This window comes from Pseudomonas sp. Emmai, assembly GCF_055179735.1.
Genome location: NZ_CM143685.1, coordinates 4,256,692 through 4,280,577, shown reverse-complemented (window position 1 = coordinate 4,280,577; position 23,886 = coordinate 4,256,692). Strand labels below are relative to the sequence as shown.

20 protein-coding genes are annotated in these 23,886 nt (G+C 62.4%); 1 reads left to right on the top strand and 19 read right to left on the bottom strand.

All coding sequences use genetic code 11. The features are described 5' to 3' along the window. Window positions 1–79: 79 nt before the first annotated feature. The 18 genes from ACY4LX_RS19680 to ACY4LX_RS19595 all read right to left on the bottom strand — a co-directional run bounded on the left by ACY4LX_RS19680 (window position 80) and on the right by ACY4LX_RS19595 (window position 21,828). Window positions 80–838 carry a PIG-L deacetylase family protein gene (locus tag ACY4LX_RS19680; protein WP_149661466.1) on the bottom strand — a complete coding sequence of 253 codons (759 nt, stop codon included), beginning with the start codon at window positions 836–838 and terminating at the stop codon, window positions 80–82. Window positions 839–1,017: 179 nt separating this feature from the next. Continuing rightward, window positions 1,018–1,677, bottom strand: coding sequence for a glycosyltransferase family 2 protein (locus ACY4LX_RS19675; RefSeq protein ID WP_149661465.1), 660 nt, complete (start codon window positions 1,675–1,677; stop codon window positions 1,018–1,020). Further along, window positions 1,674–2,273, bottom strand: coding sequence for an SAM-dependent methyltransferase (locus tag ACY4LX_RS19670; protein WP_149661464.1), 600 nt, complete (start codon window positions 2,271–2,273; stop codon window positions 1,674–1,676). Before ACY4LX_RS19670 ends, ACY4LX_RS19675 begins: the two co-directional genes overlap by 4 nt. Then, window positions 2,270–3,028 carry a PIG-L deacetylase family protein gene (locus ACY4LX_RS19665; protein WP_463257524.1) on the bottom strand — a complete coding sequence of 253 codons (759 nt, stop codon included), beginning with the start codon at window positions 3,026–3,028 and terminating at the stop codon, window positions 2,270–2,272. Before ACY4LX_RS19665 ends, ACY4LX_RS19670 begins: the two co-directional genes overlap by 4 nt. Further along, on the bottom strand, window positions 3,025–4,014 hold the full coding sequence (locus ACY4LX_RS19660) for an acyl-CoA dehydrogenase (RefSeq protein ID WP_463257523.1): 990 nt from the start codon (window positions 4,012–4,014) through the stop codon (window positions 3,025–3,027). The genes ACY4LX_RS19665 and ACY4LX_RS19660 overlap by 4 nt, the downstream gene beginning before the upstream one ends. Before the next feature lies 1 nt (window position 4,015). Next, window positions 4,016–6,175 (bottom strand): glycogen debranching protein GlgX, encoded by a 2,160-nt coding sequence (gene glgX, locus ACY4LX_RS19655; RefSeq protein ID WP_463257522.1) that lies wholly within the window; start codon window positions 6,173–6,175, stop codon window positions 4,016–4,018. Window positions 6,176–6,404: 229 nt separating this feature from the next. Further along, window positions 6,405–6,734 carry a DUF2934 domain-containing protein gene (locus tag ACY4LX_RS19650; protein WP_149661460.1) on the bottom strand — a complete coding sequence of 110 codons (330 nt, stop codon included), beginning with the start codon at window positions 6,732–6,734 and terminating at the stop codon, window positions 6,405–6,407. Between the two features lie 21 nt (window positions 6,735–6,755). Then, complete coding sequence (locus ACY4LX_RS19645; protein WP_463257521.1) at window positions 6,756–9,551, bottom strand: malto-oligosyltrehalose synthase; 2,796 nt, start codon at window positions 9,549–9,551, stop codon at window positions 6,756–6,758. Beyond that, window positions 9,548–11,626 carry a 4-alpha-glucanotransferase gene (gene malQ, locus ACY4LX_RS19640; RefSeq protein WP_463257520.1) on the bottom strand — a complete coding sequence of 693 codons (2,079 nt, stop codon included), beginning with the start codon at window positions 11,624–11,626 and terminating at the stop codon, window positions 9,548–9,550. The genes ACY4LX_RS19645 and malQ overlap by 4 nt, the downstream gene beginning before the upstream one ends. Further along, complete coding sequence (treZ, locus tag ACY4LX_RS19635; protein ID WP_463257519.1) at window positions 11,623–13,416, bottom strand: malto-oligosyltrehalose trehalohydrolase; 1,794 nt, start codon at window positions 13,414–13,416, stop codon at window positions 11,623–11,625. The genes malQ and treZ overlap by 4 nt, the downstream gene beginning before the upstream one ends. A gap of 16 nt (window positions 13,417–13,432) precedes the next feature. After that, window positions 13,433–15,013 (bottom strand): glycogen synthase GlgA, encoded by a 1,581-nt coding sequence (gene glgA, locus ACY4LX_RS19630; RefSeq protein ID WP_133840581.1) that lies wholly within the window; start codon window positions 15,011–15,013, stop codon window positions 13,433–13,435. A 587-nt stretch (window positions 15,014–15,600) separates the two neighbouring features. Beyond that, window positions 15,601–16,554, bottom strand: coding sequence for a D-2-hydroxyacid dehydrogenase family protein (locus tag ACY4LX_RS19625; RefSeq protein WP_463257518.1), 954 nt, complete (start codon window positions 16,552–16,554; stop codon window positions 15,601–15,603). A gap of 10 nt (window positions 16,555–16,564) precedes the next feature. Further along, window positions 16,565–17,587, bottom strand: coding sequence for an alpha/beta fold hydrolase (locus tag ACY4LX_RS19620; protein WP_149661454.1), 1,023 nt, complete (start codon window positions 17,585–17,587; stop codon window positions 16,565–16,567). Between the two features lie 85 nt (window positions 17,588–17,672). Next, window positions 17,673–18,107, bottom strand: coding sequence for a YqaA family protein (locus tag ACY4LX_RS19615; RefSeq protein ID WP_463257517.1), 435 nt, complete (start codon window positions 18,105–18,107; stop codon window positions 17,673–17,675). Beyond that, entirely contained in the window at window positions 18,107–18,553 is a 447-nt protein-coding gene (locus ACY4LX_RS19610; protein ID WP_463257516.1) for a DUF411 domain-containing protein, read from the bottom strand. Before ACY4LX_RS19610 ends, ACY4LX_RS19615 begins: the two co-directional genes overlap by 1 nt. A gap of 300 nt (window positions 18,554–18,853) precedes the next feature. After that, entirely contained in the window at window positions 18,854–19,120 is a 267-nt protein-coding gene (locus ACY4LX_RS19605; RefSeq protein ID WP_463257515.1) for a short-chain dehydrogenase, read from the bottom strand. Then, window positions 19,117–19,401 carry a DUF3077 domain-containing protein gene (locus ACY4LX_RS19600; protein WP_463257514.1) on the bottom strand — a complete coding sequence of 95 codons (285 nt, stop codon included), beginning with the start codon at window positions 19,399–19,401 and terminating at the stop codon, window positions 19,117–19,119. Before ACY4LX_RS19600 ends, ACY4LX_RS19605 begins: the two co-directional genes overlap by 4 nt. Before the next feature lie 435 nt (window positions 19,402–19,836). Then, window positions 19,837–21,828, bottom strand: a complete 1,992-nt coding sequence (locus tag ACY4LX_RS19595; RefSeq protein WP_463257513.1) for a methyl-accepting chemotaxis protein — start codon at window positions 21,826–21,828, stop codon at window positions 19,837–19,839. 419 nt (window positions 21,829–22,247) lie between these two features. Here ACY4LX_RS19595 and ACY4LX_RS19590 point away from each other — a divergent pair, with 419 nt between their 5' ends. Further along, window positions 22,248–22,757, top strand: a complete 510-nt coding sequence (locus ACY4LX_RS19590) for a hypothetical protein (protein ID WP_149661449.1) — start codon at window positions 22,248–22,250, stop codon at window positions 22,755–22,757. A gap of 46 nt (window positions 22,758–22,803) precedes the next feature. Here the strand turns inward: ACY4LX_RS19590 and ACY4LX_RS19585 are convergent, their stop codons facing one another. Then, complete coding sequence (locus tag ACY4LX_RS19585; protein ID WP_149661448.1) at window positions 22,804–23,799, bottom strand: aldo/keto reductase; 996 nt, start codon at window positions 23,797–23,799, stop codon at window positions 22,804–22,806. Window positions 23,800–23,886 lie beyond the last annotated feature (87 nt).

Sequence of the window (23,886 nt, the reverse complement as noted above, 5' to 3'; positions counted from 1 at the left end):
TTCTGTAGGAGCAAGGCTTGCCCGCGAAGGCGTCCGTGAGATCGCTATCGCGAGCAAGCTTTGCTCCTACGGGGCGCGTTTAGACGAACACGATTTCGTACGGCAGGCGAATCCGCTCGAGCAGTGCCTTGGGCAGCAGCGGCGCGATACCGATGGCCGGTTCGCCGTCGAGCTGGCTCGCGTAGGCATGGGTGGCGTGGCTTTTGCGGGCGATGGTCCAGGTGTCGAGGCGCAACTTGCGGGCGCGGTGCCAGGGGATCTGCCCCTGGTCGCGCGTCGGCAAGTGCCAGGCCCAGACCGGCATTTCGTAGAACGCCACGCCGACGATCGCCGCAGCCCTGGCGGCGGCCCGGCCAACGGCGTCATGGTCATCGGTGCCGTCTTCACGCCAGGTGCTGAACAACACATCGCCGGGGCGCAGGTAGCGCGCAATGTAGTGACTCAACGGTTGCTCGTGCTCGGCCAGGGCGTTATCGGTAAAGCCGCCACGAATCCATTTCAGGCTGTGCATCGGCAAGCCGAGGCGGCGCAAGGCCTCGACACTTTCCTGGGGGCGGAACACGCTCAAGCGTTTTTCCGACCATTGCTGCGAGCCCGGATGGCTGGCGCTGCCGTCGGTGATCGAGATCAGTTGCAGGGGATGGCCGAGGGAGGACAGCAGTTGCAGCAAGCCGCCGCACATGACCACTTCATCGCCCGGATGGGGCGCGATCACCACGGCGCGTGCGCCTTCGGGGACCAGGGTTTGAGTATTGATGACCGGGATGTTGTCCAGTTGCTGGGCGTTGTTCCAGATCTGGGAAGGCAGGCTGCTTTCGCTGAGGTAAACCGATTTCATGGGCTACATCCTTGTTCTGTCTCGCCCTCAGTCGTGCAACGCTTGATCGTCAAGCCTGGCAGACCCGTGAAGGCTGGTTGATAGCAATGTGCCGTGCTCCGAACCCTGGATTGCGGCCAGCAGAGTATTGCTCATACAACCCTGTTCGTCGCCTCGCGGTTACATCTGATCCGGTTTTTTTATTCAATCTGTACCATGTTTCGCAAAAAATCCCCGAAACCACCCCGTGCACGGCTGTCCAGCCGGGCGCTGGTCAGCACTTGCGGTTGATGGCTCCAGGCGATGTTCGCCCCGCTGAGTTCCAACTGGCGCACCAGTTGCACATCTTCATCGCAGGCCAGGGCTTCAAACCCGCCAGCGCGCTGATACGCCTCGGCGCTGATGCCCAGGTTAGCGCCGTGGATGTGCCGGTGACCGTCCCGGGCCTGGTAATGCTGGTGATAGCGAATCTGCGCCGACTCATCGAAATCAGCGGTCCACTGATCCACGGTGACCGTGCCGCATACCGCATCGGCGCCCAGGGCCAGTTGCGCCACCAGCCAGTCCTTGGCGACCAGGCTGTCGGCGTCGGAACAGGAAATCCAGCGCGCACCCTGTTCCAGCAGATAGCGTGCCCCGGCGGCGCGGGCCTGACCCACATTGCGCGCCTCGATCGCCAGGCTGTGCACCGGGTATTGCTCGACGATCCAGGCGGAGCGGTCGGTGCAACTGTCGAGCACCACCAGCACCATCACCGGTTCGCCCTCCAGCCGTTCATGGCAGCCGGCCCGCAGTGCCGCGCGGATACAGGGTTCGAGCAGGTCTTCTTCGTTGTGTGCCGGGATCAGAATTCCAATCATCGCAAGCCCTCCAGAGCCGCCACGGAGCGGGGTTCTCGGCTCCAGAGTTCCAACAGGAAATCCGCTTCCTGGTGCAGGACCAGGCGCGGCAAATGCAACTGTTCGTGGAGCAAGTCATGCACCTGACGGGCATTCAGCGGGCAGCCGTCGATGGGCGGGCGCCAGTGGCAGGCAAGCAATTGGCCGTCCGCCGTCAGCGACTGTTCGGCCTTGGCGATCAGGCGTTTCAGGTCGTCGGCGTCCAGGTAATAGCCGATCTCGCTGATCACGATCAGGTCGAATTTCTCCTCGGGCCACTCGGCGGGCAAACGGCTTTGGCGCACTTCGGCGTGGTCGAACAGGCTCAGGCGTGTGCGGGCCAGGGCGACGGCGGCGGCCGCGGTGTCGCAACACAGCAGGCGGTCGCAGCGGCTGGCCAGTTCGGCGCTGAGTTCGCCGTTGGCACAGCCGGGCTCGAAGATCGCGCGGTAATGGGGCCGGGGCAGGGCAGCGAGGGTGATCGCGCGTTTGCGCTGTTCGTACCAGCGTTGGCGAAACGCCCAAGGGTCATCGTTGCCGGAAAACAGTCCGTCGAAATAGCGATCCTCGACACTCATACAAACACCACTTCGAACGGTTGCAGTAAGCGGTCCAGCACGTAGGGCGGCAGCACCGGCGCCAGGCCGATGTGCGGGTCGCCTTCCAACTGGCTGGCGAAGGCCTGGACCGCGTGACGCTTGCGCGCGATCAGTGGCGGGTCGAGCAGAATCTTGCGTGCCCGGTGCCACGGCACGACACGGTCTTCCGGGGTTGCCCAATGCCAGGTCCAGACCGGCAGTTCGTGCAGCGTCGCGCGCACCCGTTTGACCGCCTCGGCACTGGCGCGGCCCACGGCTTCGTGGTCGCAATGGCCGTCCTCGCGCCAGGTGGTGAAGACCACGTCGTCGGGCTGCAAATGCCGTTCGATGAACGCAATCAGCTCGACTTCCCGCGCCGCGACCTGACTGTCGGCAAACCCGCCACGCAACCATTCCAGGCTGTGCACCGGCAGGCCGAGTCGGCGCAAGGCTTCGGCGGATTCCTGCGGCCGCACGGCGCTCAGGCGCTCCACGGGCCAACGCCGGGAGCCGGGGTGACTGGCGCTGCCGTCGGTGACCGAGATCAGTTGCAAGGCCCGGCCCGCGTCGGCGAGCAGTTGCAGCAAGCCGCCGCAACCGAGCACTTCATCGTCCGGGTGTGGGGCGATGATCACGGCGCGGGAACCTTCGGGCACCAGGTCGAGGATGTCGATCACCGGCACTTGCGCCAGGTGTCGCGAGCTTTGCCACAGGTGCAGGGGCGTGCCTTGGCCGACGATGGGGTTGGCTTTCATAGCGCCCAACCTCCGCTGACGACCTGTTCGCCGAGGGCGGCGAGATCCCGTTCGGCGTGGCTTTGGCGCAGGAACACCGGCAGATCCGCCATCAATTGGGCGAACTGCCGATCCTTGCAAAAAGGCCCGGCGCCGAGGGCATGGCCGACGTGCCGGATGACCTGCTCGACGCTGTGCTCGACCACCGCACGGGCGCGTCGAGCGAGCACTTCGGCGTTATCCAGGGGATTGGCATCGATGGTCAAGGCACTGGCCCGCAACACTTGCGCCGCTGCGTGCAAGGCACTGTCGACCGCGCCGAGGTGTGCCAAAGCATGGGGTTCCGGGCGTTGTGCGCAGTGCCGGCGCAAACGCTCGGCGATACTCTGGGCCGCGCCGTACCAGCACGCGGCAATGCCGATCCCGCCTTGCCAGAACCCCGGCCGCTGCAAGTAGTCGCCGGGGTTGCCGATGGCTTGCGCCTCGGCCCCTTCGAACACCACCTCCACGCTGCCGGTGGCGCCCATGCCCACCGCTTGCCAGCCCTGCGTCGTGACGTTGACGCCGGGTTGATCCAGCGCCACCGCGACCAATTGCTGCCGGTCCTGTTCATCCCACGCCGTGAGCAAGGCATGGCTGAGCACCGCCGCGCCCGAACACCAGGCCTTGCGCCCGTTGAGCGAAACCATATGCCCCGAAGGGCTGAGCCGAACCTTGGCCTGGGGCGGTTCGGCCGCCCACATGCCCCAAGTGCTGGCCGGGGTCGGCGACCCCCCGAGTTGCTGGATGATCGCCAGCGCGTCGGTATGGCCTTCGTATAACTTGCACAACCCCAGGTCATGCCCACCGACCTCGGCCAGACGCTGGAACCGCGCCAGGGTCTGGCCATCGCCGGGCAAGGGCAACTGATCAAGACCCGCCTCGACGATCGCCCGCAGGCACCGGCCTAGCGCCTGGGTATCGGCGTAGTCCGGCGCTTGCTGTTGAAGAAAGCCTTGAAGGTCCATTTCACTCATCTTCCTCATGCTGCAATTCAAACAGCAGCAGCGAACGGCCGGTGACCGAATATTCATGACCGAAATCGAAGCGTTCCTGACCGCGAATCGACGGTTGATTCGTATCGATCATGCAGGTCCAGTGACCGCCATCCGGCACTTCGGGCAAGGTGAAGTTGACGATGTCGTGGTGGGCGTTGACCACCAACAGTAGCGTCGCGTCGCCACCTTTGCGGCGGATCCCGGTTTCCTGGGCGCGACCGTCGAGCAGCATACCCATGCAACGACCGTGGGCTTCCTGCCATTGTTCGGTGCTCATCTCGCTGCCGTCCGGGGCCAGCCAGGTCACGTCCTTGACGCCGATGTCCTCGTTGTAATTACCCACCAGGAAACGACCACGGCGCAGGATCGGATAGGCCAGGCGCAACTTGATCAGGCGTTTGACGAACTTGAGCAGGGCCTTGCCGTCATCGCTCAGGTCCCAATTGACCCAGCCGATGTCGCTGTCCTGGCAATAGGCGTTGTTGTTGCCGTCCTGGGTGCGGGCGAATTCGTCGCCGGCCACCAGCATCGGCGTGCCCTGGGACAGCAGCAGCGTGGCGAAGAAGTTGCGCATCTGGCGCTGGCGCAGTTCGTTGATCTCGGGATCGTCGGTCGGGCCTTCGACGCCGTGGTTCCACGACAGGTTGTTGTTGCTGCCGTCCTGATTGTTTTCGTCGTTGGCTTCGTTGTGCTTGTCGTTGTACGACACCAGGTCGTTGAGGGTGAAACCGTCGTGGGCGGTGATGAAATTCACCGAGGCGTATGGCCGACGTCCGCGCTGGTTGAACATTTCGCCGGACGCGGTCATGCGGCTGGCGAAGTCCGCCAGTTGCCCGTCATCGCCTTTCCAGAACGCGCGCACGGTGTCGCGGAATTTGTCGTTCCACTCGACCCAGCCCGGTGGGAAGCCACCGACCTGATAACCACCGGGGCCGCAGTCCCAGGGCTCGGCGATCATTTTCACCTGGCGCAGCACCGGATCCTGGCGACAGGCGACGAGGAAGCTGTGGCGCTCGTCGAAACCGTCGTGATAACGCCCGAGAATGGTCGCCAGGTCGAAGCGGAAACCGTCCACGTGCATTTCCGTGGCCCAGTAGCGCAACGAGTCGGTGACCATTTGCAGCACGCACGGGTGACTCAGATCCAGGGTGTTGCCGGTCCCGGAATCGTTGATGTAGAAGCGCTTGTCGTCGGGCATCAAGCGGTAGTACGAGGCGTTGTCGATGCCGCGCATCGACAGGGTCGGGCCTTGTTCGTTGCCCTCGGCGGTGTGGTTGTAGACCACGTCGAGGATCACTTCCAGATTGGCTTCGTGCAGGTGCGCGACCATCTCCTTGAACTCGGCGATCTTGCCGCTGGCCAGGTAGCGCGGGTCCGGGGCGAAGAAGGCGATGCTGTTGTAGCCCCAGTAATTGGTCATGCCTTTGTGCAAGAGATGCTGGTCGTTGACGAAGGCGTGGATCGGCAGCAATTCCACGGTCGACACGCCGAGCTTGCGGATGTGTTCGAGCACGTCATCGACCATCAACCCGGCGAAGGTGCCACGCACGTTCTCGGGGACGGAAGGGTGACGCATGCTGATGCCGCGCACGTGAGTCTCATAAATGATCGTTTTGTCCCACGGAATGCTGACTCGATGGTCGTGGCCCCAGGTGTGGGCCGGGTCGATGACTTTGCACTTGGGCACGAACGGCGCGCTGTCGCGTTCGTCGAAGCTGAGGTCGGCGTCTTTATGGCCGATGGTGTAGCCGAACAGCGCTTCCGACCATTTCAGCTCACCGACCAATTGCTTGGCGTAGGGGTCGATCAGCAATTTGTTGTGGTTGAAACGATGGCCGTTGGCCGGGTCGTACGGACCGTAGACACGGTAGCCGTAGATCAGCCCCGGATGGGCGTCAGGCAGGTAGCCGTGGTAGATCTCGTCGGTGTATTCCGGCAGCTCGATGCGCTCCAGTTCGACTTCGCCGGCATCGTCGAAGATGCACAGCTCGACCTTGGTGGCGTTGGCGGAAAACAGCGCAAAGTTGACCCCCAGGCCATCCCAGGTCGCGCCCAGCGGGAAGGGCAAACCTTCACGGATTCGCGAGGCCTCGGCGTGAGGTTCTGGCGCGGCTTTCTTTGGATTGGTCATAGATGCTCCTGCAAATAGGGGTGACATAAACGGTGTAATGCCCGTCGGTCTTGATACGTAGGCGCTGCCGAAGGCTGCGATCTTTGATCTTGCTTTTCAAAGTCAAAAGATCGCAGCCTTCGGCAGCGCCTACGGGGAACGGTGGCGTTCCGGTTTTTTTTGCGGGCGAACGCGCCCACAGTGGCGAGCGAACCCGCCACGGGATCAGTCAGTTCAAAAGCGTGAAACGTCAGACCGCAGGTGGTTTTTTCGCGGTACGTGGTTTCTTCTCGGCAGCTTTTTCCCCTGGCGGGGTTACTTTTGCCGCCGCAGCCGGTTTGGCTTTGGCTTTCGCTGCTGGCGCCTTGCTGTCGGGCTTGGCGTCGAGCTTGCCGTTAGCCTTGCTGGCAGCCGGGGTCTTGCCGGCGGCTGCTTTCGACGATTTCTTGGGTGCCAGGGCTTCCGCTTCAGCCAGTTTGCGCGCCATCTCCCAATGACGTTCTTCCTGGCCTTCGGGCTTGCCTTCGGACTCCCAGATTTGATAGGCAAATTCGCGAACGCGTTTATCTTCGGTACTCATCGCAATGCTCCTGAACTGAACTCAAGTGTCGATAGTTTGAATAAAGAGATTGACCGGGAAATCCCCCAGCGCGGCGCTGATATTCAGCTCCCTGTGGTTTGTGACTGCTACGGTGGAAAAAAGTCCCTTCAGGTTTTGGTCCGGGGCGGCGAACGGTAATTTCACCCGGGTATCGCCCCACTGCGGCGCGCCAACCTGAGGTACGGCACTGTTTTCCAGCAACCCGGCACAGCGGATCGGCACGATCACGATGGCCCAGGTATGTGCGTGCTGGCGAGCAAACGCCAACACCCGATGCGCTTCGCTGCCCACCACTTCAAGGGCACGATAGGCCCCTTGACGGAACAGCTCGGCGTGCTCGGCCCGGCGCTGCAAGGTTGTGACGATCAGGCGTTGCTTGATGTGCCCGTCACGCCAGTTCGCCAGCAACGGCGCCAGTTCGAACGGTGCCTGCAACGCCTGTTCACGGGCCGTGTAATCCACCGGTCGGCGGTTGTCCGGATCGACCAGGGTAAAGTCCCAGAAGGCATTGCCCTGATAGAGGTCCGGCACCCCCGGCACGGTCATGCGCAGCAAGGTTTGCGCCAAACCATTCAACGCACCGGGTGCGGCAATGGCCTGCGCCGCTTCAGCGAGGGCGGTGCGCAATGCCTGACCTTCCGAGCTCAGCAACAGCCGGTTGAGAAAGGCTTCGGTGGCTTGCTCGTAAGCGTCGTTCGGCGCGCTCCAACTGCTTTGCAGCTTGGCTTCGCGCAGGGCTTTTTGCTGCCACTGCCACAGGCGTTTGGCGTAGTCCGCCAGCGCCGGTTGATCGTCGCTGCGCAGGTCCAGCGGCCAACTGCCGAGGATGGCTTGATACAGAATCAACTCGTCACCCGCCGACGGCGCGCTGTCATCGCTGCGCAGTGCTCGCGCCATTTCCCGCCAGTGCTCGACCTGTTCGGCGTACCACGTGCTGCGCTCACTCAACACCGCGAGCCGCGCCCGGGTGTCTTCGCCGCGTTTGTGGTCGTGGGTCGCGGTGGCCAGCAGATTGTTCGGGAAGGTGTCGAGGCGACTGCGGCACACCGCATGGAAGTCGCTGACCGGCGCACTGAACTGCTCGGTGCTGAAGCCCACGTCATTGCGCGACAGCAACACCGCCGAGCGATAGAACGCGGTGTCTTCCACAGCCTTGGCCGCCGCCGGCGACGTCAGCTGCTGAAAGCGTACGCAGGCATGCTTGAGGATCTTGCGCTGGCGGCCCACCGGGCGCTTGCGCCAAGGCTCGCCGCCAAGCCAGCCGGCCAGGCAATCGAGCACCGGCCAGTCGGCCTCGCTCAGCGTCAGCCGCGCACCGTCCATGGCTTGCTGGAAAAACACATCGTCCTCGGCCGAGCGGCCACGGGGGCTGATGTAGGTGCGGTACACCGGGAAATGCACGATCAATTCCTGCAAGGCCCGGCGGATCGCGCCGAGGGTCAGGTCGCGGGTCATCACGTCATCCCGGGCCACTTGCAACAGCGCTTGGGCGACGCTTTCGAAATCCCCGGCCAGCGAGCCATTGAGGATCTGCTGGCGTGCCAATCGTGCTTCCTGGATGAATTCGGCGGGGCGCTCGCTGTGACGGTTCCACAACTCGCCCAGGGTTTCAGCGCCGGCCGGGTCGTGTTGCAGCAGCGACAACTGGTTCATGAATTCGTAACCGGTGGTGCCGTCCACCGACCAGTCGCGGTGCAGGGTTTCGCCTTCGCCGAGGATCTTTTCGACGTAGATCGGCAAGTGCCGCTCTGGTGACAGGCTGTCGACCCGGCGGCGCAGTTTGCGGCAATAACCCCGTGGGTCGGCGAGGCCGTCGATGTGGTCAATGCGCAAGCCGTCCACCAGGCCTTCGGTGATCAGCTCGAAGATTTTCGCGTGGGTGGCTTCGAACACGGCCGGGCGCTCAACGCGCAAACCGCCCAGTTCGTTGACATCGAAAAAGCGCCGCCAGTTGATGTCATCCGCCGCCGTGCGCCAACTGGCCAGCCGATAACTCTGGCGCTCCAGCAGGTTGTGCAGGTTGTGGAAGCCTTCTGGTGTCAGCGAGTCATAGGTGCTGATCTGCTGTTGGAGGGCGTGCAGGATTGCCGGGTCGCCCGCCAACTCGCGCAGTTCCTCTTGCAGGGGAATCGCCAGGCTGTGGGCGTCGGTCTGAAAGCTCAGCGCCGCAAAACGGTCGCTGAGGAATTTCAGTTGTTCGGTCTGTTCGGCGTTCAGTTGCTCGTTGGGCTTGAGCAGCTCGCCGTACCAGGTCGGGCAGATTGGAAAGTGATGGTCGTAGTGCTCGACGAAAAACTCGCCGCGCCCGGCATCGAAGCGCAGGGGCAGGGTGCCGTCCTGCAACGCCACGCCATAGTCGCTGCCCAAGAACGGCAGCAACAATTGGCCTTCCATCAATGGGTCCGGCGAATGCCACTGGATGTCGAAAAACTCACCGTAGGGACTCAGGCGTCCCCATTCCAGCAAGTCCAGCCACCACGGGTTGTCGCCGCCGCCGACGGCCATGTGATTGGAGACGATGTCGAGGATCAGCCCCATTTTCTGCTCGCGCAGGGCCGCGACCAAACGGCGCAACGCCGCTTCACCGCCGAGTTCCGGGTTAACCGTGGTCGGGTCCACCACGTCGTAGCCGTGCATGGAACCGGCGCGGGCGCTGAGCAGCGGCGAGGCGTAGACATGGCTGATGCCCAGGCGGGCGAAGTACGGCACCAGCGGCACCGCATCGTCCAGGGTGAACCCTTTATGAAATTGCAGGCGCAGGGTCGCGCGCAGCGGCTGAATGAAGGCTTGATTCATTGGTCACGCTCGGCCGCCTGAAGTCGCGCGCAGGCGAGCAGTTCCAGGCGCCGGGCGGCGTCCGGGTCATCGAGCAACGCTTCACTGTCACCGCGCAGGCGTCGCGACCAGTTCGGGTGCGAATCGGTGGTGCCCGGCAGGTTGGCTTGCTGTTCGATGCCCAGGGCATCTTCCAGCGGCAGCAGCACCAGCGGCGCACGGGTGTGGCCGAGGAACCGGATGGCAGCGTCGAGCACCTGATCGGATTCGTGGGACTCTTCGCGAAAGTTCTGCGGGTCTTCACTCAACACGCGGCGCAGGCCTTCGCGCTCGCGTTCGCGGTGATGGCGCCACTCGATCTCGCCCAGGGGATCCACCAGGCCGAGCCGCGCATTCCAGTCGATGTCATGCCCGTGCCACCAGCCGTTGAGTGTCGGCAAGTCATGGGTGCTGGTGGTCGCCAGGGCATTGTCCGGCCAGTCGAGGATCGACTTGAAGTGGGTGTTGTCCTGTTCAAACAACAGCACGCGCATGCCGAGGATCGAGCGGGCGATGAGTTTTTCCCGCAGGCCGTCGGCCACCGTGCCCAGGTCTTCGCCGAGCACGATCGCCTGGTGCCGATGGGATTCGAGGGTCAGCAGACGCAGCAGGTCGTCCACCGGGTAATACAGGTAGGCGCCATCGGCGGGCGGTGCGTCGTTGGGGATCACCCACAAACGTTGCAGGCCCATCACATGGTCGATGCGCAGGCCACCGGCGTGGGCGAAGTTGGCCCGAAGCATTTCGATGAACGCGCGAAAGCCGTTACGCACCAGGCCTTCCGGGGAAAACGCGGAAATGCCCCAGCCTTGGCCGGTACGGTTGAGGATGTCCGGCGGTGCGCCGACGGTCAGCGAGGCGAGCAATTCGTCCTGACGACTCCAGGCCTGACTGCCGCCGCCATCGGCGCCGACTGCGAGGTCCGCCACCAGGCCAATGCCCATGCCGGCGCTGACTGCAGCGGTTTGCGCACGGGCCAGGCAGCGGTCGATCAACCATTGGCAGAAGGCGAAGAAGCCGATGCGGCCGGCGTTTTCTTCGGCAAAGTCGGCCAGCGCGGTGCTGCGCGGGTCCTGCCATTCCTGCGGCCAGTGCCGCCAGTCCAGGTCTTCACCGCGAGCGGCGCGGGCTTCCTGGATCGCCTCGAAACGGCAGTGGTTTTCCAGGGCTTCGCCGCCGGCGTGGCGGAAGCTGCTGAAGTCTTCGTGCAAAGGGTGTTCGCCCTGGACGAAGCCTTCGTAGAGCGCCTGCAACAACCGGTGTTTGGCTTCAGCGGCCACCGGCCAGTTGATCAGCGGCAGGGCTTCGAGTGCTTGCAGTTGCTCGGCCAGCCCGGTGGCGTCAATTGCATCACGCAGGGCGCGTTCGCCGAGGATCGCCCCCGGCGCGGCATACAGACTGTTGAGGAACAAGCGGCTGGACGGTGAATACGGGCTGTAGCGGTGGGTGTCGCTGCTGAACATCGCGTGCATCGGGCTGATCGCCAACGCTTCGGCACCGCGTTCGCCGGCCACTCGGGCCAGCTCTTCCAACGCCTGGGTATCGCCAAAGCCGCCATCGCCGGGGCGACGCAGGGAATAGAGCTGCACGCTCAGGCCCCAGGTGCGCGGGATCGGACTGTCGACCGCGTCGCCGACGCTGTAGCAACGCTCGGGCGCCACGGCCAACGTGAAGGATTGGCCGTCGATGCTGACGTGCTGATAGCCGACCGGGATCAAGCCGGGCAGGACTGCTTCGGCATCGAGTTTGAGGTGCAGGCGCGAACCGTCTTCCAGGTGCACTTCGCACGGTGTTTCGGGCTCGAAATAGCGCGCCAGATCCAGGCCTTTACCGAAATCCGCGGTGATCAGCGGCGGCAAGTGCCGGGTTTGCTGGAACTCTTGCAATTGCAGGAGGCTGGCGTCGATTTCCTGGGCCGTGCTGGCCGGGTGGCCGAGCCCGATCAGCACCGCGCGCAGCACGGCCGGGGCGACTTTCTGTGGACGGCCATTGGCGTCGATCCAATCGACCGCCAGGCCAGCTCGGCTGGCCAGTATTTCCAGTTGCGCATCGCTCATAGGCGCTCTCCATCAGGTAGCAAAGGGTTTGCAGCCGTGAGGCTGACGAGCACGCTAAATGGGGCGAGGCTGCTCTGATTCAGCAGGTCGGATGCGGGCGGGTGTTCGAACAACAGCAACGCATCGGCCTGTGGAGGGTGGACCACAGGCGTGTCGCTGAGGTTCAGGTCAATACGCAACAGGTTGCCGTTGCCCAAACGCCAGCGCGCGGACACGGCGCCTGCGCCCAGCACTTCAGCGCCCAGGGCGCGGGCGCCGGGCAGGTGCGCAACGATGTGCTCGTGACGCAGTTTCAGCAGGTGCCGATACAACGCGTGAATCGCCTGTTGCTCCGGCTCATCCGCCGGGCGCGGCTGTGACGCCTCAAAGGTGTCGGGCGCGTTCGGGTCGGGGATCTTTTCCCTTTTGTGCGGATCCTTGAACGCGCTGAACGCCGCAAATTCATTACGCCGCCCCTCGCGCACCAGTTCCGCCAGTTCACCGTGATGGCTGGTGAAAAACAGGAAGGGTTGCGCGGCGGCGAACTCGTCGCCCATGAACATCAGCGGGATCATCGGGGACAGCAGCAGCAACGCAGTCGCCGCTTTCAATGCATCGGTCGGCGCCAGTTGATGCAAGCGTTCGCCAAAGGCGCGGTTGCCGATCTGATCGTGGTTCTGCAAAAACAGCACGAACGCGCTCGGCGGCAAGTGACCGCTGGGCTCGCCCCGCGCTTCACCGTGGCGATTGATGTGGCCCTGGAACACAAAGCCTTCGCTCAGGCAGCGCGCCAGTTGCTCGGTGGGGTTTTCGGCGTAGTCGGCGTAATAGGCGTCGGTTTCGCCGGTCAGCAGCACATGCAGGGCGTTGTGGCCGTCGTCGTTCCACTGCGCGTCGAAGCCTTGCTCCAGCAGGCTGGCCTGGTTGTGTTCGTTCTCCAGGTTCAGCCAGACATGCCGACCCGGCGCGGTCTGGCGACGTACCCGTTGCGCCAGTTCCTGGAGGAAGTCCGGGTCTTCGATGGCGTGCACCGCGTCCAGGCGCAAGCCGTCGAAGCGGTATTCCTGCAGCCACATCAGCGCGTTTTCGATAAAGAAGTCGCGCACCTCGCGGCGGCGGAAGTCGATGGCCGCGCCCCACGGCGTGTGTTTGTCTTCGCGGAAGAAACCCTTGGCGTAGCGATGCAGGTAATTGCCGTCGGGGCCGAAGTGGTTGTAGACCACGTCGAGAATCACTGCCAGGCCATGGCCGTGGGCCGTGTCGATCAGGTGCTTGAGTTGTTCGGGGGTACCGTAGGAGGCCTGGGGCGCGTAGGGCAGGACCCCGTCGTAGCCCCAATTGCGCTCGCCGGGGAATTGCGCCAGTGGCATCAGTTCGATCGCGGTGACGCCCAGTTCGACCAGGCGCGCCAGGTGCTGCTCGACCGCGCTGAAGCCGCCGAGCGTGCCGACGTGCAATTCGTAGATCACCGCCTCATGCCACGGCCGACCTTGCCAGTCGTTGTGTTGCCAGTGGTAGGCGAGGGGGTCGACCACCACGCTGTGGCGGTCGAGGTCCCCGGCCTGGGCGCGGGAGGCCGGGTCGGGCACCTCCTGTTCGCCATCGATGTTGTAGCGGTATCGCGTGCCGGCCGGGCAGCGGGTCTGAATCACAAACCAGCCATCGGCCTGGGGTTGCAGCGGTATGGATTGTCCATCATCCAGTTCGACACTGACGTCGAACGCATCTGGCGCCCACAAGGCAAAACGCGTGTGCTCTGCGTCCAGCATGATTGCGCCGTGGGGCCAGGTCTCAAGGGTCCGTAACGGCATCTTTGAAAACCTCTTCTTATTTGTGGCCCGATTTACCCAAGGCTTTAGCCACCAGTTGTTCGTAGAGTTCGGCGTAGGGTTCGACCGCCTTGCACCAGTTGAACGGTGCGGCCATGGCACGGCAGCGCATGGCGTTGAGCAGATCGGGGAAAGCGAACACCTTGAACGCACGGCCCACGGCTTCGCGGTAACTTTCGACGGTGGATTCGTCGAACAGGAACCCGGTCACACCGTTTTCAATGGTGTCGGCCAGGCCGCCCGTGTTGCGTGCCACCGGCAATGAGCCGAAGCGCTGGGCGTACATCTGGCTCAGGCCGCAAGGTTCGTAACGTGACGGCATCAGCAGGAAATCGCTGCCGGCGAACATGCGGCGGGCGTCGGTTTCGTTGAAGCCGATGCGCACACCCACTTGACCGGGGAAGCGCAGCGCCAATTCGCGCATGGCTTGTTCTTCTTCCGGCTCGCCACGGCCGATGATTGCGATCTGCCCGCCGTTTTCGACGATGAAGTCGGCTACGGCTTCCGTCAGGTCGAGGCCTTTCTGGTAGACCAGGCGCGACACGACGGCGAACAGCGGACCTTCGGAATCTTCAAGACCGAACAACTCACGGACATGGGCGGCGTTGACGGCTTTGCCGTCCCAGTCGCCGATGGTGAACGGGCAGAACAGGTGTGGATCGGTGGCCGCGTCCCAGCTTTCATCAATGCCGTTGGGAATCCCGCTGAGCAGGCCTTGCTGGGTCTTGGCGGCGAGAAAACCGTCGAGGCCGCAGCCAAAGGCTGGCGTGGTGATTTCCTGGGCGTAGGTGGCGCTGACCGTGGTGATGTGGCTCGAATAGGCCATGCCGGCCTTGAGGAACGACATCTTGCCGTAGAACTCCATGCCTTCCTGTTGCAACGCGTGCATCGGAATACCCAGTTCCGGGCAAGAGCCGAGGCTGGTCACGCCTTGGTAGGCGAGGTTATGGATCGTGAAGAGCGTTGGAGTGCGTTGTCCACGCCAGTGCATGTAGGCAGGGGCCAGGCCGGCCGGCCAGTCATGGGCGTGCACCAGGTCCGGGCACCAGTGGATTTGTGCGAGGTTGGCGGCGATATCGGCAGCGGCCAGGCCCAGGCGGGCGAAGCGAATGTGGTTGTCCGGCCAGTCGCGACCGTTATTGGCGCCGTAGGGCGAGCCTTCGCGCTCGTAGAGCTCGGGGCAGATCAACACGTAAATGACCAGGCCGTCGGGCATGTCCATGCGCCCGATCTTGCAGGGCGGCAATGCGGCATGACCGCCGAGTTCACCAATGATGTGGATCGGGTTTTCGCTGTGCAGCACTTGCGGGTAACCGGGGATCAGCACACGCACGTCGTGCAGATGAGCCATGGCCCGGGGCAGTGCCGCGGAGACGTCGCCCAGACCGCCGGTCTTCACCAGATCGGCGATTTCCGAGGTAACAAACAAAACCTTTTTCTTGTTCGGGTTCTGACTGGCCACCGGTGCAAGGGTCTTGGGAACGCTGATGACCTTGCTGCTGGGGGCATTCACGGCGCTCGATTCGCCGACCTGCTGATGAGCACGTTCTCCCTGAATATCTAAAGCCGCACTGATCATATGAATCTCCCGTGTTGTTGATCTAATTCTAGGCCTGGCACAAACGGTGTTCGTGGCCAAATCCTGTGGCCGGGCGCAAACGCGCTACGCATCGAGGAGCAAGGGCTGCCCAATACGCTAAAGCACAAAGGGTGGAGCGGCTCATACAAGGGTTACTGCAAGGATTGCACCAGTCGGAACGCACCTGTCTTAGAGAGGACTCTGCACGACAGGCAAAAGTTTCGACTATTTTCCCGCTTTGTGACCGACCGGTTTCAGCCCGCGAAAATCAGTCTAGGCCAGAACTTAGAGCGGCACGGACCAAATGGCAAAATTGTTCGACAATCGGTTTAAAGAGGTACGGACGTGCAGATTCGGAGGGTAAACGCACCGACGAAGGGCATGTTTTTTTGGAATGGCGGGCCAAAATGTCACGGGGGATTCATATTGGTGTGCACGGGGAGAGAGGGTCTTGCACCATTGCGGTGCGGAGAATTTCGAGAGCTGGTGTGAATGTGAGGGCCTCTTCGCGGGCAAGCCTCGCTCCTACAGAGGATCGCGTGAACCTGTAGGCGCGAGGCTTGCCCGCGAAGAACGATAACGGGGTTTTACGTCAACAACCGAACCGGCGCCCCTGCCGCCCAACCCTGAATGTCCTCAATCATCTGCGAAAAAAACTGCTGGTAATTCTGTCGGCTGACATACCCGACATGGGGCGTGGCCAGCACATTGGGTAGCGTCCTGAACGGATGCAATGCGGGCAACGGCTCCACATCGAACACATCCAGCGCCGCCCCCGCCAGCCGATTTTTCTGCAACGCCTTGATCAGCGCCGCTTCATCGACAATCGGCCCGCGCGCGGTGTTGACCAGCAGCGCGGTGGGTTTCATCCAGTCCAGCGCCTGAGCGTCGACGATCCCGCGACTGCGGTCGCTGAGCACCAAATGCACCGATAGCACATCGGCCTGTTCGAACAACTCCTGCTTGCTCACATAGGTCACGCCAACCTCGGCAGCCCGTTCGGTCGTGAGGTTTTCGCTCCAGGCGATCACCCGCATGCCGAACACCTGGCCGAATTGAGCCACGCGCTGGCCGATGCTGCCCAGGCCGAGAATCGCCAGGGTCTTGCCGTGCAGATCGCCGCCCAGGCCTTGTTGCCAAAGCCCGGCGCGCAGGGCGTTGGCTTCGGCGACGAGGTTGCGGGTGGCGGCCATGATCAGCGCCCAGGTCAGTTCCGGCGCCGCGTGTTTGTAGCTGTCGGTGCCGCTGACCTGAATTCCCAGCGCGGCGGCGGCTTTCAGGTCCAGGGCGGCGTTGCGCATGCCGCCGGTGACCAGCAACTTCAGTTTCGGCAAACGGCGCAACAGGTCTTCGTCGAACCGCGTGCGCTCGCGCATCACGCAGATCACCTCGAACCCGCCCAGGCGTTCGGCCAAGGTGTCGTTGTCGGCCGGGTAGTCGTGGCTAAAACTGACGTCGCCGATGCTGTCGAGCACTGACCAGTCCACCACGCCGCTGGCCACGTCCTGCCAGTCATCGATCACCGCAATCTGCACTGCCATCAGCCTTACCTCATCCGCGAACAGGGTTGTATTTGCTTAGCCAGCCCAGCAGGGCCTGGTGGAATTTCGCCGGTTCTTCCATCTGTGGTGCGTGGCCCAGGCCGGGGAATTCGATCAGCGTCGATTGGGGAATCAGCTGGGCCACCTGCTTGCCGAGCACTTCATAGTGACCAATTTTCGCCTTGACCGCCGGGGGCGCGATGTCCTTGCCGATGGCGGTGGTGTCGGAAGTGCCGATCAGCAACAGCGTCGGCACTTTCAAGTCCTTGAACTCGTAGTACACCGGTTGGGTGAAGATCATGTCGTAGATCAGCGCCGAGTTCCATGCCACCTGGGCCTTGCCCGGACCTTTGCTCAAGCCGGCGAGCATGTCGACCCAACGGTCGAACTCAGGCTTCCAGTGCCCGGCGTAATAGGTGCTGCGTTCGTACTCGCGGATGCTCTCGGCGGTGACTTTCAGCTCTCGCTCATTCCATTGATCGACGGTGCGATACGGCACGCCGAGGGCTTTCCAGTCTTCCAGGCCGATGGGGTTGACCAGCGCCAGTTGCTCGACCTGTTCCGGGTATTGCAGGGCATAACGGGTGGCGAGCATGCCGCCGGTGGAGTGCCCCAGCAACGTGGCTTTCTGAATGCCCAGGGCCTTGAGCAACTGCTGGGTGTTGGTCGCCAGTTGCTGGAACGTGTATTGGTAGTTGTCCGGTTTGCTGGAGGTGCAGAAACCGATCTGGTCCGGGGCGATGACCCGGTAACCGGCCTCGCTCAGGGCCTTGATCGAACTGTCCCACGTGGCGCCGCAGAAGTTCTTGCCGTGCAGCAGCACCACGCTGCGCCCGTTGGCCTTGCCATGGGCGGCGACGTCCATGTAACCCATCTGCAGGGATTTGCCTTGGGATTGAAAGGCAAAGTGCTTGACCGTGTAGGGGTAGTCGAAACCTTGCAGCTGCGGGCCATACGCCGGGCCTTCGGCATGGGCCAGGACGGGCAGTGCGGCGGTCAGCAGCAGGCTGGGCAGCCAGCGGGAAGGGGACATAGGTTTACTCCATGGGAAATGCACGGATGCTGGAAGGGCATGATTAGGGCGACATTAAACACAGGCAATCAGCGACCCCGATCGTTCAACTCATCCAGCCCAAGGTTGCCAGGGCCAGCACGGCGTAACGAGCGCCCTTGGCGAGGGTCACGATCAACAGGAAACGCCCCAGCGGCTCGCGCATAACGCCCGCCACCAGGGTCAGCGGATCGCCGATCACCGGCACCCAGCTGAGCAACAACGACCAATGGCCGTAGCGCTGATAATGTTTTCGGGCTGTTTCAAGATGCCGCGGGCTGACGGGAAACCAGCGTCGCTCGCGAAAGCGCCCGATGCCACGGCCCAGCCACCAATTGACCAGCGAGCCAAGGACATTGCCCAGGGTCGCGACCGCCAGCAGCGACCACAGCCAATACTGGTCGCTGAGCAACAGCCCCACCAGCACCGCTTCGGACTGCAACGGCAACAGCGTCGCGGCACCGAACGCCGCCAGGAACAACCCGATATAAGCGCCGGACATCAATGGGCGGGATAGTCCGCTACCACCGTGTCCGTCCCGTCCTTCTTCAGGCCGATGACTTGATAAGCGTCGCTCATGCCGTCCATTTCCATGCCGGGCGAGCCCATCGGCATACCCGGCGCCGCCACCCCCAGCAGGTCAGCACGCTTGCTCAGCGCCAGCACTTGCTCGGCCGGCACATGGCCTTCGACGAACTTGCCGTTGATCAACGCGGTATGACACGACGCCAGGCGGGGCGGCACGCCGTGCTGTTGCTTGAACGTGCTCATATCGGCTTCGACGTGATCCTCGACCTTGAAGCCGTTGGCTTCCAGGTGGCTGATCCATTTCTTGCAGCAGCCGCAATTGGCATCGCGGTGCACTTCGATCGGGATCAGGTCGGCGGCCTGGGCCAGGGAGGAGAGAAACAGGGCGCTCAGAGCGAGCAGACGCAGGTGGGTTCGCATGGGAAGGTCTCGACTCGGGTGGCGGTCAAAAAAAGAGGCATTTTGACGACTTTAGCCAGGAACGCGGGGGGAGAGTGTTTCGAAGTAATACGAAAACGACACCAATCCTGTAGGAGCGAAGCTTGCTCGCGAAGTCAGCGTGTCAGCCAACATCCCTGCTGAATGTGAAACCGCCTTCGCGGGCAAGCCTCGCTCCTACAGGGATCGGCGGTGAACACAGATGTTGTGTACGACGATCCCCCGTGTAGGAGCAAGGCTTGCCCGCGAAGAGGCCCTAACGGCTGGCCTCAAACCCGGCGTTTAAACCCGAGCCCGAATCCGCCGCCCCAACACATCCATCACATCACACCCATCCCTTAACAACAGCGCCGCCGCCAGCGCCAATTGCTGCACATCGGCGCCCTTGGCCTGACTGATATCAAGGCTGGCCAGACTCTCCATCATCTGCGTCCCCGCCAGAAACCGCGCGGCGGCCTGGCAGTGCAAAACGTCCAACGGCGCCTGCGTGGCCACCAGCAACACCGGGGTGTCGGATTCATTGTTGGTCATCGGCATATGCGGATTCATGCCTCACCTCCCGCTTGCGCGGCGTGTAAACCATCGATCGAGGCTTGAACCAGCGAACGGGCCGTGTCGAGCAGGTGCTTGCTGGCCCAGCGCAGAGTCGCGATGTGTTCCGGGCGGGTGGCGTTGGGGGCTTGGTGGGCGAGGGCTTCGGCGCCGCTGAGGAAGATTGAGGCGTGTTCCAGGGCGTCGAGCAGGGGAATGTCGGGTTGTACGGCGAAGAGGTGGTGGTCGGTGTGATCGCAGGGGGAGAACGGGGTGGATTTTGTGGTTGCGTGGGTCATTGTTGTAGCTCCTTAGTCATCAAGAGCTGCCACAAGATCGCCGTCAAACGAATGGGTGGCAACTGTGCGCAGGTTGACGGACCGGTCTAAGGTACCCGGCGCACTCGAAAGTGCCCCGCGCACAGTCACCATAAAGCTTTGTGTCGAGCACACGAGTGCACGAGCAAAGTTGGAGAACAATGCGCACCTTAAAACCGCCGAGCCGTCAAACCCGATCACGAATGAGTCGTGACGGGCGTGAGGATAGGGAGCGCGGGCAGGGCAGTCAACCGGCGCAAGGCTGGAAAAGGCGGCGTTACCTGTAGGCATATTCTGGCGTGACGCTGCCCCTGTAGGAGCAAAGCTTGCTCGCGATGGCGTCGTGTCAGCCAACATCATTGTTGGATGTACCGGCGCTTTCGCGAGCAAGCTTTGCTCCTACAGGGGTTGTGTTGACTAGCGGACTTTGAAGCGCCCCATGATCGAGCTGACGCGGCTATTGGCTTCCAGCAACTGCTGGGTGTTCAGCTCGCTGGCGTGACCGCTTTTCACCAGTTCATCCACCATGTGGCGGATTTGCACCATGCTGCGGTTGATCTCTTCGGTCACGGCGCTTTGCTGTTCGGCGGCGGTGGCGATCTGGGTGCTGAGGCTGTTGATGTGGCTGACGGAGCCGGCCATTTCATCCAGGCCGGAGTTGACCCGTGCCGTCGCATCGGCGGCGGACTGGCAACTGGCCTGGGTGTTTTCCATGGCCGCCACCGAGGAACTCACGCCTTGGGTCAGGCGTTTGAGCATTTCGTTGATTTCCGAGGTGCTGGCCTGGGTCCGGGCGGCGAGGGCGCGGACTTCATCGGCCACCACCGCAAAGCCACGACCTTGTTCACCGGCACGTGCCGCTTCAATCGCCGCGTTGAGCGCCAGCAGGTTGGTTTGCCCGGCAATCGCGCCGATCACCCCGAGAATCTCGGTGATGCGCTGCGCGTCCTGCTGCATGTTTTCGACTTTATGGGTGGCGCTGGCCACTTCTTCAATCAAGGCCACCACACTGCTGGAGGCTTCACCCACCACCACGCGCGAGCGATCCGCGTGTTCGCTGGCGCGCTGGGTGAACGATGCGGTTTCGGCGGCGTTCTGCGCCACGCTGTCGGCGGTCGAACTCATTTCAGTGATGGCGGTGACGGTCTGATCGGTTTCCGAGGCGTGACGCACCAGGATCTGGCTGGTGTGCGCCGAAGTCCGTTGCAGATTGTCCAGGCTCGACGCCATGGCACCGGTGGCTTGGGTCACTTCGCCGATCATGTTCTGCAAGTAGATGATGAAAGCGTTGACCGAGTGGCCGATGGCCCCCAGTTCGTCTTCGGCACGAATGGTGATGCGTTTGGTCAAGTCAGCATCGCCAGCCGACAGCGCGTCGATGTTGGCCTTGAGGATTTTCATGCGGTTGATCAACTGGCGGATCGCGTAGATCTGCAGCAGCACCAGCAGGATCACCATCGGAATCTGCAACAGGCTCAGGGTGTTCAGGACATCGTCACGCTGGGCGGTGATCAGCTTGGTCGGCAGGGCGGTGGCGAGGAACCACGGTGTGCCTTCGATCGGGCGCATGAAGAAGGTACTGGCTTCGCCGTTGTTGTCGAATTCGACGCGCTGGGCTTTGTCGCGGTTGGGCAGGCCGGCCTTGACCTGGCTGGCGAACGGCGAGCCGCCGGCCAGCTCACTGATGTTCTTCAGCACGACCGGCCCGCTGATGCGCGAACTGTTGCTGATGATTTTGCCGTCGGCTTCGACGATCAGCATTTCGGCGCCGAGGTCTTTTTCCTTGCGCGCGATCAGGTCGTTGAAGAAGCCCAGGGTCACGTCGATGGTCGACACGCCGTAGGCCACGCCGTTTTTCTGAATGGCCATGGCGCAGTTGGTGCGCGGCTCGGCACTGGCGTCATCTTTATAGGCGGCGGCCCAGGCGCACTGGCCGCGTGGGGTGGCCATGCCGCCCTTGTACCAGGTCTGGTCGTAATAGTTGGGCGCGGCGTCGCTGTTCCAGAAGGTGTTGACCGCCAGTTTGCCGGAGCTGTCGCGGTGCCAGAAGGTGCTGAACTTGTTGCGTCCCGCTTCGCGCTGGCCGGGCAATGGCCAGATCCCGCCGCCAAACACCTTCAGCTCGCCGTACTGATCCACCAGGCCGGGCAGCACGGTATCGATGGCGGCGCTGTCGAGCAGGGGAATGGTCTGGGTGATGCTGCGTTGCTGGGCCTGGACTTTGTTCAATTCGCCCTGGATCTGCTCGGCGACTTCGGCGATACGGTTGAGGGCGACTTGTTCTTCGGTGTGGCGCAGCTTCGGCGCGACCAACTGGCTGATGCCCACGACCGTGAGCACGGAAAGCAGCAGGATGAACAGGACCAGAAACAGCGTGTAGCGAGCCTGAATGGTACGGAATGCGGGCATGGGACCGGTCCTTGTGCTGCGTTCTTATTGTTGGGGAGTTCGGGTTTGAAAAATAAGGCTATCCAGGACTTATCGGCGCGCTGGGGGCGAGCTTTAGTACGCGCGTGCAAGAAAACGGATCGAGGGACGGACGGTGCGCAAAAGGCGCGTATCGTAAACGGTACAAACCGGCTACATCGGCAGTTATGACAGACGATCGATCGGCTACAGCAAACTTTAAAAGTTCATATAGGCCAATGAAACTGGGCACTTGGTGGTTTGTATCGTAAATGTACGAAAATTGTAAAAAGTAGAAATATTTGTAGGTGGACGTCCTCGTCGCGCCGATACTTCCCCGCATTCATCTCGGTTAAACAAGGATTTTTTATGTTCCCGTCGCAAGGACATTCCTCTCTTCTCACGCTGGCAGGAGTTCGGTCATGACGATTGGTCTGGTCGGCAACTGGACGGCGAAGGCCGGCGTATTTGTTCGACAGGGTTCGGTCAATGCCAAGCCACTGAGCCAAAGCGTCAAGGCGCGAGAGATTTTGAGTCAGGTGGGCACCAACCCGTTGTCGCTCGACAAGGCAAAGATGGATTCCATGTCGATGTGGAAGCAGGTCAAGGGCTTCGACCCGGAAAACGTTTCGGTCAAGCAGCTCGGCAACATGAGCACCTTTCTCAAGCAGAACGGCATCATCAGCGATGTGACGGCGCTGACGCTGCTGAACGCGGGAAACGAGTTCGATAAATTTGGCGTGCCGAAGGACGTGGACGCGAAATTCAATGCCCTGGAATACTTTGCCATCCAACTGGACACCATCCAGAGCAATAACCTGAAGGGCAACAAGTACGCCAACTACCTGGTGCCCGAATACAAGAAAGCCATTTACGCCTTGCAAAACCTCAAGACCTACGGCGAAACCAACGGCCCGGTCAAGAAGAAGTAAGGCGTCATCCTCTGACCCGACCCGCACCGGGTCAGAGGACGGCTGTTCAGCGGTCGAGCAACTTCATCACCTCTTCGGGGTAACGCAAGCCGGCGGTGGCCTCGGCCGGGAAGATCGCTTCCAGCGCCTGCAACTCGCTGTTGCTCAGTTTCACCTCCAGTGCCGCCACATTTTCCTCCAGGTATTTACGTTGCTTGGTCCCGGGAATCGGGATCAGGTAGTCGCCTTGCGCCAGGACCCAGGCCAACGCCAGTTGCCCGGCGGTCACGCCCTTATCCGCCGCCAGCGCTTGGACTTGCTGCACCAGCAACAGGTTTTTCGCGAAATTCTCCCCTTGAAAACGTGGGCTGAAGCGGCGGTAGTCATCCGCGGCGAAGTCGTCCGGGCTTTTTAGCGCGCCGGTCAAAAACCCCCGACCGAGCGGGCTGTAGGGCACAAACGCAATGCCCAGGCGCTGGCATGCCGCCAGGCAGCCGTTGTCTTCCTGATCGCGGCTCCACAACGAGAATTCACTTTGCAACGCGCTGATCGGATGCACCTTGTGCGCCCGTTCCAGCGTGGCGGCCGAGGCCTCGCTCAAACCCAGGTAACGCACCTTGCCGGCCTGCACCAGTTCGGCCATGGCGCCGACGGTTTCCTCAATGGCCACTTGCGGGTCGATCCGGTGCTGGTAGTACAAGTCCAGGGTGTCGACGCCCAGGCGTTTCAACGTGCCGTCGATCGATTGGCGGATGTACTCGGGGCGGCCATCGACACCCCGCGCGGTCGGGTTGGCCGGGTCGCGCACGATCCCGAACTTGCTGGCCAGGAACACTTGGTCACGCTTGCCGGCAATGGCTTTGCCGATCAGTTCTTCATTGGTGTGCGGGCCGTACATGTCGGCGGTGTCGAGCAGGTTGATCCCCAGTTCCAGCGCCCGGTGCAGGGTGGCGGTGGCTTCGCGGGTGTCGGTGCCGGTGGTGTAGAAATCGGTCATGCCCATGCAGCCCAGACCGATGGCGCTTACCTGTGGTCCGTTCTTGCCCAATTGACGTGTTTGCATGAGATCAGCTCCTTGAATGGTGAGCCGCCATTGTTCACCTCGACACAAAGCAGATAAACCGGCTAAAACTGCTATCACTATTCGCTA

Excerpts from the sequence above, each read along its gene's own strand:
- ACY4LX_RS19680 (WP_149661466.1), bottom strand. The coding sequence starts at position 838 with ATGAAATCGGTTTACCTCAGCGAAAGCAGCCTGCCTTCCCAGATCTGG.
- ACY4LX_RS19675 (WP_149661465.1), bottom strand. The coding sequence starts at position 1,677 with ATGATTGGAATTCTGATCCCGGCACACAACGAAGAAGACCTGCTCGAA.
- ACY4LX_RS19670 (WP_149661464.1), bottom strand. The coding sequence starts at position 2,273 with ATGAGTGTCGAGGATCGCTATTTCGACGGACTGTTTTCCGGCAACGAT.
- ACY4LX_RS19665 (WP_463257524.1), bottom strand. The coding sequence starts at position 3,028 with ATGAAAGCCAACCCCATCGTCGGCCAAGGCACGCCCCTGCACCTGTGG.
- ACY4LX_RS19660 (WP_463257523.1), bottom strand. The coding sequence starts at position 4,014 with ATGGACCTTCAAGGCTTTCTTCAACAGCAAGCGCCGGACTACGCCGAT.
- glgX (WP_463257522.1), bottom strand. The coding sequence starts at position 6,175 with ATGACCAATCCAAAGAAAGCCGCGCCAGAACCTCACGCCGAGGCCTCG.
- ACY4LX_RS19650 (WP_149661460.1), bottom strand. The coding sequence starts at position 6,734 with ATGAGTACCGAAGATAAACGCGTTCGCGAATTTGCCTATCAAATCTGG.
- ACY4LX_RS19645 (WP_463257521.1), bottom strand. The coding sequence starts at position 9,551 with ATGAATCAAGCCTTCATTCAGCCGCTGCGCGCGACCCTGCGCCTGCAA.
- malQ (WP_463257520.1), bottom strand. The coding sequence starts at position 11,626 with ATGAGCGATGCGCAACTGGAAATACTGGCCAGCCGAGCTGGCCTGGCG.
- treZ (WP_463257519.1), bottom strand. The coding sequence starts at position 13,416 with ATGCCGTTACGGACCCTTGAGACCTGGCCCCACGGCGCAATCATGCTG.
- glgA (WP_133840581.1), bottom strand. The coding sequence starts at position 15,013 with ATGATCAGTGCGGCTTTAGATATTCAGGGAGAACGTGCTCATCAGCAG.
- ACY4LX_RS19625 (WP_463257518.1), bottom strand. The coding sequence starts at position 16,554 with ATGGCAGTGCAGATTGCGGTGATCGATGACTGGCAGGACGTGGCCAGC.
- ACY4LX_RS19620 (WP_149661454.1), bottom strand. The coding sequence starts at position 17,587 with ATGTCCCCTTCCCGCTGGCTGCCCAGCCTGCTGCTGACCGCCGCACTG.
- ACY4LX_RS19615 (WP_463257517.1), bottom strand. The coding sequence starts at position 18,107 with ATGTCCGGCGCTTATATCGGGTTGTTCCTGGCGGCGTTCGGTGCCGCG.
- ACY4LX_RS19610 (WP_463257516.1), bottom strand. The coding sequence starts at position 18,553 with ATGCGAACCCACCTGCGTCTGCTCGCTCTGAGCGCCCTGTTTCTCTCC.
- ACY4LX_RS19605 (WP_463257515.1), bottom strand. The coding sequence starts at position 19,120 with ATGAATCCGCATATGCCGATGACCAACAATGAATCCGACACCCCGGTG.
- ACY4LX_RS19600 (WP_463257514.1), bottom strand. The coding sequence starts at position 19,401 with ATGACCCACGCAACCACAAAATCCACCCCGTTCTCCCCCTGCGATCAC.
- ACY4LX_RS19595 (WP_463257513.1), bottom strand. The coding sequence starts at position 21,828 with ATGCCCGCATTCCGTACCATTCAGGCTCGCTACACGCTGTTTCTGGTC.
- ACY4LX_RS19590 (WP_149661449.1), top strand. The coding sequence starts at position 22,248 with ATGACGATTGGTCTGGTCGGCAACTGGACGGCGAAGGCCGGCGTATTT.
- ACY4LX_RS19585 (WP_149661448.1), bottom strand. The coding sequence starts at position 23,799 with ATGCAAACACGTCAATTGGGCAAGAACGGACCACAGGTAAGCGCCATC.